Below are 12791 nucleotides of genomic sequence, written 5' to 3'. Positions count from 1 at the left end.
TCGGGAACGGGTCAACACGCTTCAATGCGGGGGAACATCGCGGTGTGAACGCCAGGGGCGGACACGTGAACGCATCCCCCTGGCCACCTGCGGACCGGCACCCGTCGGCGCGGCCCCGCTCCCGCACGACGTGAACGTTCACCTGGAGGACCCATGCAGCGCACCGAGGCCGAACTGGCGCAAGTGCTGCACACCGGCCCGTTCCATCTGGCGCTGCGCACCGCGCTCTCGGTGCGCGGGCTGCCGCTCCAGCGGGTGCAGCACCATCTGGCGCACCGCGGGGTCAAGGTCGGCGTGACCAGCCTGAGTTACTGGCAGCAGGGGGCCAGGCGTCCGCAGCGCCCGGAGTCCCTGCGGGCGGTGAAGGCGCTGGAGGAGGTACTGGAGCTGCCGGGGAACTCGCTGCTCGGGCTGCTGGGAGCCGGGGAGTGCCGCACGGAGGCCGACCGACCGCCCGCCCGTTCGTACCGTTCCCTGATGGACGGGTCCGGCGCGGTCGAGCGGCTGCTCACCGCGATGGAGTCACCCGCGGACGGCGGGCTGCACACGGTGGGGCACCAGGAGCGGGTACGGATCGGGCCCGGCCGCCGGATGCAGCGCCGCGACTCCCAGCATGTGGTGCGCGCCCACCGCGACGGGATCGACCGCTATCTCGCCGTGTACCGCGGCGATCCGGGCTGTGATCCGGCCCGGGTCGGGGTGAGTGCCCGGGAGAACTGCCGGACGGGGCGGGTCCGCTGGGACGCGGAGACGGGGGTGCTGGTCGCCGAGCTGCTCTTCGACACCCGGTTGCGGGCGGGCGAGACGTACCTCTTCGGCTACGGCTTCGAGGACGGTACGGGAGGGCCGTGCGGCGAGTACGTGCGCGGTTTCAGCTTCGGCGGCGGGCAGTACGTGCTCCAGGTCCGGTTCGACGAGGAGGCGCTGCCGGTGCGGTGCCGGCGCTTCGCCCAGGTTTCCACGGGTGCGCCGCGCGGCGCCCGGACCGACCTCACCCTCACCGGCCGCCACCGGACGGTCCATCTGGTGGAGCAGGGGGTGCGGCCCGGTCTGGTCGGCATCGACTGGGACTGGGAGTGAGCCGGGCCGCGGAGGCGGGGCCGGCCGCGGTGTCCGGACGGGCCGGACGCCGGACCGGCCGTGTGCCGGACCGGCCGGTTCAGATCTCGGACCGGCCGGTTCAGGCGTCGGGGCCGACGACCAGCCGGCCGCCCTCGACCCTGACCGGGACGGAGGGCAGCGGCACGGTCGCCGGACCGTGCACGGCCTTGCCGGTGGTGGTGTCGAAGAGGCTGCCGTGGCAGGGGCAGTGCCCCTCGTTGTCCTCGACCTTGTCCAGCAGGCAGCCCGCGTGGGTGCACTGGGCGCTGAATGCCTTGTACTGGCCCTTGGCCGGGCAGGTGACGATGACGCGCTGCTCGCGGTAGAGCTTGGACTCGCCGACCGGGACCTCGTCCGGGGCGCCGAGCTCGACGGGTGCGGTGGGGGTCGGCGTCTGGGCGTGCCCGAGCTTCGAATCGGTCGAGCAGGCGGCCACTCCCAGCCCGGCGACGCCTGCGAGAGCGGCGCCCTTCAGCACGGTACGGCGGGCGGCGGGCTGGCCGGACATGCGGTCTCCACTGGTCGGAGGGAATGAGGTGCGGTGCCAGAGGTGCCTGGGACCACAGTGGCAGCGGAGGCATCGGTGACGTATCCGACGATACCGGCGGATGCGGACGCCGCTGCGCCCGGCCCGGTCGCACCCGATCGCGCCTGGTCAGAGCCGTGGTGGTGGCGCCGGGGAGGCGACGGCGCCGAGACGGGGCCCCGACGCCGGTCGTGCGCGAGGCGGCGGTCCCCGGTCGGGAACCGCCGCCTCGTCCGGCCGTCAGGCCTTGCGCGCGCCGGCCGCCTTCTTCGCCGCGGGCTTCTTCGCCGCCGGCTTCTTACCCGCAGCCGCCCCGGTGGCCTTCGCCGTGGTGCTCCGGTCCGTCTTCGCCGTCGCCGTCTTCCTGGCGGGGCCGGATTTCGCGGCGACCGCCTTCTTCGCGGCTGTCCTGCCGACCGGCTTACGGGCCGCGGGAACCGCCGCCTCGCTGACCCGGTCCGCGTCCAGGATGCCCTGGAGGAACTTTCCGGTGTGGCTGGCGGGGACCCCGGCCACGTACTCCGGGGTTCCCTCGGCGATGACCAGACCGCCGCCGTTGCCCCCCTCGGGACCCATGTCGATGACCCAGTCGGCGGTCTTGACGACATCGAGGTTGTGCTCGATGACGATCACCGTGTTGCCCTTGTCGACCAGGCCGGAGAGCACCTTGATGAGCTTGGAGATGTCCTCGAAGTGCAGACCGGTGGTCGGCTCGTCCAGCACGTAGACCGTGCGGCCGGTCGAGCGCTTCTGGAGCTCGCTGGCCAGCTTCACCCGCTGTGCCTCACCGCCGGAGAGCGTCGGCGCGGACTGGCCGAGCCTGACGTATCCGAGGCCGACCTCGTTGAGCGTCCGCAGATGCCGCGCGATGGTCGGCACGGCCTCGAAGAACTCCAGGCCCTCCTCGATCGGCATGTCCAGCACCTCGGCGATGGACTTGCCCTTGTAGTGGACCTCCAGGGTCTCCCGGTTGTAGCGCGCTCCGTGGCAGACCTCGCACGGGACGTACACATCCGGCAGGAAGTTCATCTCGATCTTGATGGTGCCGTCGCCGGAGCAGTTCTCGCAGCGGCCGCCCTTGACGTTGAAGGAGAACCGGCCCGGCAGATAGCCGCGGACCTTGGCCTCCATCGTTTCCGCGAACAGCCTGCGGACGTGGTCGAAGACACCGGTGTACGTGGCCGGGTTGGACCGGGGCGTACGGCCGATGGGCGACTGGTCGACGTGCACCACCTTGTCGACGAGATCGTCCCCGTCGACCCGGGTGTGCCGGCCGGGGACCGACTTGGCGCCGTTCAGCTCGCGCGCCAGGTGGGTGTAGAGGATGTCGTTGACCAGCGTCGACTTGCCCGAGCCGGAGACACCGGTCACGGCGGTCAGCACCCCGAGCGGGAAGGAGACGTCGATGTCCTGGAGGTTGTTCTCCCGGGCGCCGTGCACCGTGAGCAGGCGCGAGGGGTCGACGGGACGCCGGATGTCGGGCATCGCGATCGACCTCTTGCCGGTCAGGTACTGACCGGTGATCGACTTGTCGTTGGCCAGCAGTTCCTTGAGCGATCCGGAGTGGACCACCTTGCCGCCGTGCTCGCCGGCGCCGGGGCCGATGTCGACGATCCAGTCGGCGACCTTGATGGTGTCCTCGTCGTGCTCGACGACGATGAGCGTGTTGCCCATGTCGCGGAGCCGGACCAGGGTCTCGATCAGCCGGTGGTTGTCGCGCTGGTGCAGGCCGATGGACGGCTCGTCCAGCACGTAGAGCACGCCGACCAGGCCGGAGCCGATCTGGGTGGCGAGCCGGATGCGCTGCGCCTCGCCGCCGGACAGGGTGCCGGCCGCACGGTTCAGCGAGAGGTAGTCCAGGCCCACGTCGACCAGGAACTTCAGCCGCTCGTTGACCTCCTTGAGCACTCGCTCGGCGATCTTCTTGTCGCGGGCGTTCAGCTTCATCCGGCCGAGGAACTCGGCGCACTCGCTGATCGACATCGCGGAGACCTCGGCGATGGACTTCTCCATCACCGTCACCGCGAGGACGATCGGCTTGAGCCTGGTGCCCTCGCAGGTCGGGCAGGGCACCTCGCGCATGTAGCCCTCGAAGCGCTCCCGGCTGGAGTCGCTCTCCGCCTCGGAGTGCCGCCTCTTGACGAACTGCACCGCGCCCTCGAAAGAGGGGGTGGTGTAGGCGCGCTCGCGCCCGTACCGGTTGCGGTAGCGGACCTCGGTCTGGATCTTGTGGCCGTGCAGCAGGGCCTTCCTGGCGCGCTGCGGGAGCCCGGCCCAGGGGATGTCCGTACGGAATCCGAGGGCTTCGGCGAGCGCGTTGATCTGCCGCCCGAAGTACTCCTTGGTGTGACCGTGCGACCAGGGGTGGATCGCACCCTCGTCGAGGGACTTCTCCTCGTCCGGGACGATCAGCTCCGGGTCGACCTCCATCCTCGTACCGATGCCCGTGCAGTCGGGGCAGGCACCGAAGGGCGAGTTGAAGGAGAAGGAGCGCGGCTCCAGCTCCTCGAAGGAGAGGTCGTCGTACGGGCAGTAGAGGTGCTCGGAGTACATCCGCTCACGCTCGGGGTCGTCCTCGGGAAGGTCGACGAAGTCGAGCACGACCATGCCGCCGGAGAGGCCCAGCGCGGTCTCGACCGAGTCGGTCAGCCGGCGCTTGGCGCTGTCCTTGACGGTGAGGCGGTCGATGACCACCTCGATGGTGTGCTTCTCCTGCTTCTTGAGCGCGGGCGGCTCGGAGAGCTGGATGGTCTCGCCGTCGACCCTGGCCCTGCTGTACCCCTTGGTCTGCAGATCCGCGAAGAGGTCGACGAACTCGCCCTTGCGCTCGCGCACCAGCGGCGAGAGCACCTGGAAACGGCTGCCCTCGGGCAGGCCGAGCACCTTGTCCACGATCGCCTGCGGCGACTGGCGCGAGATCGGCCGACGGCACTCGGGACAGTGCGGCTTGCCGATCCTGGCGAAGAGCAGCCGGAGGTAGTCGTAGACCTCGGTGATGGTGCCGACCGTCGAGCGCGGGTTGCGCGAGGTCGACTTCTGGTCGATGGAGACGGCGGGCGACAGACCCTCGATGAAGTCGACGTCCGGCTTGTCCATCTGGCCGAGGAACTGCCGGGCGTACGAGGAGAGGGACTCCACGTAACGGCGCTGCCCCTCGGCGAAGATCGTGTCGAACGCGAGCGACGACTTGCCCGACCCGGAGAGCCCGGTGAAGACGATGAGGGAGTCGCGGGGAAGGTCGAGCGAGACGTTCTTGAGGTTGTGCTCGCGAGCGCCACGGACGATGAGACGGTCGGCCACGCCGGTCCGCACCTTTCTAGAGAGAAGCGGGGGAACTGAGCCCCTGCCCCAGGGTATGGGGGGTGCCACAGCGATGTACGGAGCTTTCGACTCCGAGCGTATAGCACGCGCATTCGATTTACGGACGGCTGATGACTCCTTCACCCGAATGAGTGGCGGGGCTACGCTCGGCCCCATGATTGATCACGCGCACGACCTGGACGCCCTACGTGAAGCGACCGAACGGCTGCTCAGCGCCACGGAGAAATTGGACGACTCCGAGCTCGCCCGGCCGTCGCGGCTGCCCGGCTGGAGCCGGGGTCATGTCGTCGCGCACCTCTCACGTAACGCCGACGCGCTGGTAAATGTTCTCCAGGGCCGGCCGATGTACGCAGACAGCGAAACCCGCGACGGTGACATCGAGCGCGACGCGCCCCGGCCACAGGCCGAACAGCTGGCCGACCTGGCGGCGAGCGCGGCCCGCTTCGCGGCGGCCGCCGCGGCCCCGGCCGACTGGTCACGCACCGTCACGCTGCGCAACGGCGTGACGGACTCGGCCTCCCGGATCCCCTTCCGCCGCCGCGTCGAGGTCGAGCTGCACCATGTCGACCTGGGGCTGGGATACGAGCTGGATGATCTGCCCGACGAGTTCGCCGCCCGCGAGATCGACTTCCTCGCCGAGCGGTTCGGCGGACACCCGGATGTGGTGTCCACGGGCATGGCCGACGACAAGGGCCGGTCCTGGACGACGGGCGGCGGAGCGGAGGGCGGCCCCGTCGTGGTCCGCGGCACGGCCCCCGAGCTGCTCGGCTGGCTCAGCGGGCGCCGCGACGGGTCGGCGCTGACCGTCGAGGGCGGACTGCCCCTGCCCGTACTGCCCCCGCTATAGGCTGAGACGCATGACGTACAGCGGAGCGGTCAAGGTCGGCGGGCGGGCGGACGTGCACGAGCTGACGGATCTCATGATCTCCAAGGTCGCCGTCGGCCCGATGAACAACAACGCCTACCTGCTGCGCTGCCGGGCCACCGGCGAGCAGCTCCTGATCGACGCGGCCAACGAGGCCGGGACCCTGCTGCGGCTGATCGGTGACGACTCGATCGCCTCGGTCGTCACCACCCATCGGCACGGCGACCACTGGCAGGCGCTGGGCGAGGTCGTGGCGGCCACCGGTGCGCGTACGTACGCCGGGCGCCACGACGCCGAGGGAATCCCGGTCCCCACCGATGTGCTCGTCGACGACAACGACACGATCCGGGTCGGGCAGGTCGCCCTGACCGCCCGCCATCTGCGCGGGCACACGCCGGGGTCGATCGCGCTCCTCTACGACGACCCGCACGGCGCTCCGCACCTGTTCACCGGGGACTGCCTCTTCCCGGGCGGGGTCGGCAACACGTTCAAGGACCCCGAGGCGTTCGTGAGCCTGCTGCACGATGTGGAGACCAAGCTCTTCGCCCCGCTGCCGGACGAGACCTGGGTCTACCCGGGCCACGGCCACGACACCACGCTCGGCGACGAGCGTCCGCAGCTGCCCGAGTGGCGCGCCCGCGGCTGGTGAAAAAAGCCCCGGTGGCGTCCGCTCCGTGGAGCGGACGCCACCGGGGCCGCACCGTGTGCGCCACCGGGCCTCGCGGCCGGTCAGGCGTCGATTCCGGCGCCCTTGTCCGCGCTGTCCTCGGCCTCCGCGGCGGCCTGCTTCTTGTTGGCGAGGAGGCTGGTGATCGTGGTGATCACCAGCACGCCGCAGATGACGCCGAGCGAGACCGGGATGGAGATCTCGGGGACGTTCACCCCGGACTCGTGCAGGGCGTGCAGCACCAGCTTGACGCCGATGAAGCCGAGGATCACCGAGAGCCCGTAGCTGAGGTGGACCAGCTTCTTCAGCAGACCGCCGATCAGGAAGTACAGCTGCCGCAGCCCCATCAGGGCGAAGGCGTTGGCGGTGAAGACGATGTACGGGTCCTGGGTCAGCCCGAAGATCGCCGGGATCGAGTCCAGCGCGAACAGCACATCGGTGGTGCCGATGGCGAGCATGACGACCATCAGGGGCGTCATGACGCGCTTGCCGTTGTTGCGGATGAAGAGCTTGGTGCCGTGGTACCTGTCGGCGACTCCGAAGCGGCGCTCGATCGTCTTCAGGAGGCGGTTCTCCTCGAACTCCTCCTCCTCGTCGTCGGCCCGCGCCTCCTGGATGAGCTTCCAGGCGGTGAAGATCAGGAACGCGCCGAAGATGTAGAAGACCCACGAGAAGTTGGCGATGACCGCGGCGCCCGCGGCGATGAAGACCGCCCGCAGCACCAGTGCGATCAGTACGCCGAAGAGCAGCACCCGCTGCTGGAGGTGGGAGGGCACCGAGAACTTCGCCATGATCAGCACGAAGACGAAGAGGTTGTCGACGCTCAGCGACTTCTCGGTGATGAAGCCGGCGAAGAACTCGCCCGAGGCCTGGGTCTCGCCGAAGGCGAGCAGGCCGAGTCCGAAGAGGGCGGCCAGCGCGATCCAGACGATCGTCCAGATTCCGGCTTCCTTGGTCGACACGTCATGGGGCTTGCGCCCGATGAAGAAGTCGACGGCGATGAGGGCGCTCAGACCAAGAATGGTCAGCGCCCAGAGGGTCCATGAAACGTCCACTGCGCCTCCGGCAGTTCGCTACGGCTACTGATCAGCGTCGTCGCTGCCGGAGGTCTCTTCCACCTGGGCGCGCGGGCTGCGCGCCTGGCCGGCGCCCCGGGACCGGTCACAGTCCGTACTGACGGGAACGCCGCGATCGGGAGTACTCCCCTCCGCTCGAAGAACAGTACAGGAATTACCAAGTAAAGGTAAAGAGAAGACTAAAGGAGTCTCAAAACCCCAGGTCAGAGTGGTAGTAGCCGAACCGGGACGGAGCAGGTCAGCGGGGTCCGGTGCGGCGGGCGGCCGCCACCTGGGCGAGCACCAGCTCAAGAACGCCGCTGCCGGGAGGCGTCCTCAACGGCTCGTACGTCCAGGCGTGGCCGACCCAGGGGTCGGCCAGATGGTCGTCGGCGACCGGGGTGATCCGGAGCAGCGACCGCCACAGCGGATCGAGCACCGGCCCGAACGCGGAGGCGTCCTCCCGGTCCGCGACCATCAGGAGATGGACGCCGACGGACGGCCCCTCGTCGGCGAGGTAGCGCAGCTGGGTGACGGCCCGGTCGTCGAAGCCGTGCGGGAAGTCGTTGACGATCAGCAGCTGCTCGGCCGGGTCCAGATCGGGCGGCAGCGAATCCGCGGCACCGGCCCGGATCGCCATCTGCACCAGATCGACCCGCCGGGTGAGCTGGGCGAGGACCGAGGACACTCCCCCGGGACCGGACGCGGGCGGGCCCGCGAGCACCCCGGAGCGGACCAGCGGGGCGAGCGCGGCCGCGGCAGAGCCCGCCGGGTCGATGACATGGACCGAGAACTCGTCCGCCGGGTAGACGGCGAGCAGCCGGGCGGCGTGCAGGACCGCGCTCTCCATGGCCAGCCGGTGCAACTGGTCGCTGTCCGTCGGGGCGGCGGCCTCGGAGGCCGTACGCCCGCTGTCGATCCAGATCCCGCGCTCCAGCGGCAGCCGTACGAGCAGCGGGATACGCAGGGCGGTGCTCTCCGGCAGGTGCAGGTCGCCGATCCGCAGCGCCATCGGGATCTCCATCGGAACCCGGTAGGCGTGCCAGACGGGGTTGTCCCAGCCCGCGTACGGGGCGGGGAGCGCCGGTTCCACCACGGCGGACTCGGCGGCCAGCTGGGCGAGGTCGCGGTCCAGCGCCTCACGGGCCCGGCCGGTCAGCTCGTCGCGTTTGGCACGGGCCTGCTCACGGGCCCGGTCGCCCGCACCGCCGATCCGGCTGCGCGGGTCGGACAGGGTCTGCGCCAGCTCCTGGTCCATCCGGGACTCGGCGAAGTCGACGGCGCTGCGGTACGCGGCGGTGGCCCTGGCCAGGTCCTCGAACATCCCCCAGATCTGGTTGTAGAGGCGCTCGTCCATGGACCATCCGGTCGCGTCCCCGGCGACGGGCTGCGCCGGCTGTCCGGGCGCGGCGGGCGGCGCGGCGGGAGGGGGCGGCGGGGGCGCTGCTGACTGGCGGCGCGGGTGCGCGTAGTCGATGGGGCCGGACGGGACGGCGGCCGGGGGCTCGGGCTGCTGGGCGGCCGGGGGCCGGACGGGGGGCTGACCGCCGCCCGGGGCAGGTGCGGGGCCCGCCGCGTGCCTGACCCGGTCGCCCTCCGGGGTGCGGGGCGGGGGCGGCGACACGGAGCGGGCCATGCCCCGGGCGACCGCCGCCTGGATCGACCCGGCCAGTTCGGCCGCCCGGTCCACGCCCTGATCGGCGAGCATCGCGGCGAGACCGCCCGCATAGCCCTGGCCGACCGCGCGGACCTTCCAGCCGCCCTGCCGGCGGTAGAGCTCCAGGGCGGCGACCGCGGACTCGGTGTCCAGGCCGGTCAGGGTGAAGGTGGCGATCTCGTCGCCGTCGAGTCCGGTGACGGCGACGAAGGGCGCGGCCACGGCTCCGAACCTGATCGGGCCGCCCGCCTCCAGCGGCAGGGCCAGCAGCACCGTGACCCGGTGCACCCCGTCGGGCAGGGCGTCGAGGTCGACGGCGAGCCGGTGGTCGGCCGCGGCCTGCCTGGACACTTCGAGCCCCGGCAGTTGCGGCGAGCCGGGGTGGGCGATCCGCTCGACGCCGTGCACGGTGCCGTGCTCGTCGCCGAGCGTGGCCCCGGCCACGACGGGCGCACCTGCCGATATCCGGATCTCCAGACGGGTCTGGGGCAAGGTGTGGTTCTGCCCCCGGACCAGCTCGGCCGTCATTGCCCTGTCCCCTCGACGAGTTGCTGCCGCGCGGCGCGGTGCCGCGTGCGGTGCGGCACCGTCCGGTGCCATTGTCGTGCGTACTGCATGTCGTGCGTACTGCCATGCCGTGCGTACCGCAGGGACTTGCTTGCCGCCGGTCGTACGTACTGCCGGGGCCTCGATGCGGTGCAGCTCCCGGCGGCCGATGCCTCCGGGAGCTGCGCGTACCGATACGGACCGGCTGGTCCGGCTCTGCCTACAGGTGCGGCAGGATCGCCGGCATGAGGTCCTGGAAGGTGCGGCCGTTGGCCGGGGTGCCGATGGCGGTCATCTGCCACCCGTTCCCCGCGCGGTGCACCTTCGCCATGATCTGGGCGGTGTACTGCCCGCCGCCGTCCAGCGTGTAGCGGGCGAGCTCCTGGCCGTTGGTCTCGTCGACGATGCGGCAGAAGGCGTTCTGTACCTCCTGGAACGTCTGGCCGGTGAAGGAGTTCACCGTGAAGACGATCTGGTCGATGTGGACCGGCACCCGCTGGAGGTCGACCAGGATGGCCTCGTCGTCGCCGCCCGAGCCGGCGCCGCCGACCAGGTTGTCCCCGGTGTGCTTGACCGAGCCGTCGTCGCTGACGAGGTGCCGGAAGAAGACGACGTCGACCGGCTGCTTGTCGGCGAACAGGACCGCCGAGGCGTCCAGGTCGATCTCCCGGGTGCGCGAACCGAACAGACCGCGACGCGGCGCCGCCTGCCAGCCGAGCCCCATCCGAACCGCGGTCAGGGTCCCCCCGTCGCTCTTCTGCAGGCTGATGGCCTGGCCCTTGGTCATATTGACCGTCACGCGCTGTCCCCTCTCCGCTTTCCCCGCAAACCGTCCTTGCGCGGATTCCAGCACCCTACGCAGTCGCGCCACCGGCGCATCGGGTCCGGGCCGTTTTGTGTCGGTCTTGCAACACACCCCGCACCACGGGGTCAGGCCAGGCCCGCCTCCCGCATCTGGCGCAACTCCTTCTTCAACTCCCCCACCTCGTCCCGCAGTCGGGCGGCCACCTCGAACTGCAGGTCCGCGGCGGCCGCACGCATCCGGTCGGTCATCTCCTCGATGATCCCGGCGAGCTCGGTGGCCGGGCGGTCGGTGACCACCGCCCCGTCCCTCTTGGCCTTCGCGGAACCGGCCTTGATGCCCAGCGTGGGCACGGCCGCCTTGGTGCCCTTCGCCTGGCGGTATCCGGTGCCCAGCAGCTGCTCGGTGTCGACCTCCTCGCGGGCGATCGTCGCGACGATGTCGTTGATCTTCTTGCGCAGTGGCTGCGGGTCGAGCCCGCGCTCGGTGTTGTAGGCGATCTGCTTCTCGCGGCGCCGGTTGGTCTCGTCGATGGCCTGCGCCATCGCCGGGGTGATCTTGTCCGCGTACATATGGACCTGCCCGGACACGTTGCGAGCCGCGCGGCCGATGGTCTGGATCAGCGAGGTGCCCGAGCGCAGGAAGCCCTGCTTGTCGGCGTCGAGGATCGCCACGAGTGACACCTCGGGCAGGTCGAGGCCCTCGCGCAGGAGGTTGATGCCGACCAGGACGTCGTACTCGCCCGAGCGCAGTTCGCGCAGCAGCTCGATGCGGCGCAGGGTGTCGACGTCGCTGTGCAGGTAGCGGACCTGGATGCCGAGCTCCAGGAAGTAGTCGGTGAGGTCCTCCGACATCTTCTTGGTGAGGGTGGTGACCAGGACCCGCTCGTCCTTCTCGGTGCGCTTGCGGATCTCGTGCACCAGGTCGTCGATCTGGCCCTCGGTGGGCTTGACGACGATCTCCGGGTCGACGAGGCCGGTGGGGCGGATGATCTGCTCCACGAAGCCGTCGCCCCGGGAGAGCTCGTACTTGCCGGGGGTGGCGGAGAGGTAGACCGTCTGGTTGATCCGTCCGAGGAACTCCTCCCACTTCAGCGGGCGGTTGTCCAGGGCGGACGGCAGCCGGAAGCCGTGGTCGACGAGGGTCCGCTTGCGGGAGGCGTCGCCCTCGTACATCGCGCCGATCTGCGGCACGGTGACATGCGATTCGTCGAGCACGAGGAGGAAGTCCTCGGGGAAGTAGTCGAGGAGGGTGTTGGGCGCGGTGCCGGGGGTGCGGTCGTCGAAGTGCATCGAGTAGTTCTCGACACCTGAGCAGGTGCCGATCTGGCGCAGCATCTCGATGTCGTACGTGGTGCGCATCCGCAGCCGCTGGGCCTCCAGCATCTTGCCCTGCTTCTCCAGCTCGGCCAGCCGCTGCTCCAGCTCGCTCTCGATGCCGCCGACGGCCTTCTCCAGGCGCTCCGGTCCCGCCACGTAGTGGCTGGCGGGGAAGACGTGGAGGGACTGGTCCTCGCTGATGACCTCGCCGGTGAGCGGGTGGAGGGTGGAGAGCGCCTCGATCTCGTCACCGAACATCTCGATGCGGACGGCGAGCTCCTCGTAGACCGGGAAGATCTCGATGGTGTCGCCCCGCACCCGGAAGGTGCCGCGGGCGAACGCCAGGTCGTTGCGGCTGTACTGGATCTCGACGAAGCGGCGCAGCAGCTGGTCGCGGTCGATCTCGTCGCCCACCTTGAGCTGGACCATCCGGTCCACGTATTCCTGCGGTGTGCCGAGGCCGTAGATGCAGGAGACGGAGGCGACCACGATGACGTCACGCCGGGTGAGCAGTGAGTTCGTCGCGGAGTGGCGCAGCCGCTCGACCTCCTCGTTGATCGAGGAGTCCTTCTCGATGTAGGTGTCCGACTGCGGGACGTACGCCTCGGGCTGGTAGTAGTCGTAGTACGAGACGAAGTACTCGACGGCGTTGTTGGGCAGGAGCTCGCGGAACTCGTTGGCCAGCTGGGCGGCGAGGGTCTTGTTCGGCGCCATCACCAGGGTGGGGCGCTGCAGCTTCTCGATCATCCAGGCGGTGGTCGCCGACTTTCCGGTGCCGGTCGCGCCGAGGAGCACGACATCCTTCTCACCTGCCCTGACGCGCCGCTCCAGCTCGGCGATGGCCGTCGGCTGGTCGCCGCTGGGCTGGTAGGGACTGACGACCTCGAAAGGCGCCACCGAACGTTCGATCTTCGAAACGGGCCGCATGCATC

Annotated in this window: 9 protein-coding genes; 3 read left to right on the top strand and 6 right to left on the bottom strand. The window is 70.2% G+C overall.

Annotated features, from left to right (window positions below):
* The first annotated feature begins 153 nt into the window (after positions 1-153).
* Entirely contained in the window at positions 154-1080 is a 927-nt protein-coding gene (locus tag OG322_RS29450; protein ID WP_329307216.1) for a hypothetical protein, read from the top strand.
* 100 nt (positions 1081-1180) lie between these two features.
* On the opposite strand, the gene OG322_RS29445 is transcribed toward OG322_RS29450, so the two are convergent.
* On the bottom strand, positions 1181-1609 hold the full coding sequence (locus OG322_RS29445; protein ID WP_329307215.1) for a Rieske (2Fe-2S) protein: 429 nt from the start codon (positions 1607-1609) through the stop codon (positions 1181-1183).
* A 258-nt stretch (positions 1610-1867) separates the two neighbouring features.
* A complete protein-coding gene (gene uvrA / locus OG322_RS29440; RefSeq protein ID WP_123469301.1) occupies positions 1868-4927 on the bottom strand; it encodes an excinuclease ABC subunit UvrA in 3060 nt (1019 codons plus the stop codon).
* Between the two features lie 175 nt (positions 4928-5102).
* On the opposite strand from uvrA, the gene OG322_RS29435 reads away from it, so the two are divergent.
* Both OG322_RS29435 and OG322_RS29430 read left to right on the top strand, forming a co-directional pair.
* A complete protein-coding gene (locus OG322_RS29435; RefSeq protein WP_266412268.1) occupies positions 5103-5795 on the top strand; it encodes a maleylpyruvate isomerase family mycothiol-dependent enzyme in 693 nt (230 codons plus the stop codon).
* A gap of 10 nt (positions 5796-5805) precedes the next feature.
* Positions 5806-6462 carry an MBL fold metallo-hydrolase gene (locus tag OG322_RS29430; protein WP_329307214.1) on the top strand — a complete coding sequence of 219 codons (657 nt, stop codon included), beginning with the start codon at positions 5806-5808 and terminating at the stop codon, positions 6460-6462.
* Between the two features lie 80 nt (positions 6463-6542).
* On the opposite strand, the gene OG322_RS29425 is transcribed toward OG322_RS29430, so the two are convergent.
* The 4 genes from OG322_RS29425 to uvrB all read right to left on the bottom strand — a co-directional run bounded on the left by OG322_RS29425 (position 6543) and on the right by uvrB (position 12786).
* The gene (locus OG322_RS29425) at positions 6543-7535 is read right to left on the bottom strand and encodes a TerC family protein (RefSeq protein ID WP_123469307.1); all 993 of its coding nucleotides are present in this window, start codon (positions 7533-7535) and stop codon (positions 6543-6545) included.
* 259 nt (positions 7536-7794) lie between these two features.
* Positions 7795-9720 carry a TerD family protein gene (locus OG322_RS29420; protein WP_123469309.1) on the bottom strand — a complete coding sequence of 642 codons (1926 nt, stop codon included), beginning with the start codon at positions 9718-9720 and terminating at the stop codon, positions 7795-7797.
* A 238-nt stretch (positions 9721-9958) separates the two neighbouring features.
* A complete protein-coding gene (locus tag OG322_RS29415) occupies positions 9959-10537 on the bottom strand; it encodes a TerD family protein (RefSeq protein ID WP_123469311.1) in 579 nt (192 codons plus the stop codon).
* A 131-nt stretch (positions 10538-10668) separates the two neighbouring features.
* The gene (gene uvrB / locus OG322_RS29410; RefSeq protein ID WP_123469313.1) at positions 10669-12786 is read right to left on the bottom strand and encodes an excinuclease ABC subunit UvrB; all 2118 of its coding nucleotides are present in this window, start codon (positions 12784-12786) and stop codon (positions 10669-10671) included.
* Between the last annotated feature and the right edge of the window lie 5 nt (positions 12787-12791).

The organism is Streptomyces sp. NBC_01260, from assembly GCF_036226405.1.
In the GTDB taxonomy this organism is placed as follows: Bacteria; Actinomycetota; Actinomycetes; order Streptomycetales; family Streptomycetaceae; genus Streptomyces; species Streptomyces laculatispora.
This window is presented reverse-complemented; position numbering and strand designations above follow the sequence as displayed.

Coding starts and splice junctions, on each gene's coding strand:
- OG322_RS29450 (WP_329307216.1), top strand. CDS start 154: ATGCAGCGCACCGAGGCCGAACTGGCGCAAGTGCTGCACACCGGCCCG.
- OG322_RS29445 (WP_329307215.1), bottom strand. CDS start 1,609: ATGTCCGGCCAGCCCGCCGCCCGCCGTACCGTGCTGAAGGGCGCCGCT.
- OG322_RS29435 (WP_266412268.1), top strand. CDS start 5,103: ATGATTGATCACGCGCACGACCTGGACGCCCTACGTGAAGCGACCGAA.
- OG322_RS29430 (WP_329307214.1), top strand. CDS start 5,806: ATGACGTACAGCGGAGCGGTCAAGGTCGGCGGGCGGGCGGACGTGCAC.
- OG322_RS29420 (WP_123469309.1), bottom strand. CDS start 9,720: ATGACGGCCGAGCTGGTCCGGGGGCAGAACCACACCTTGCCCCAGACC.
- uvrB (WP_123469313.1), bottom strand. CDS start 12,786: ATGCGGCCCGTTTCGAAGATCGAACGTTCGGTGGCGCCTTTCGAGGTC.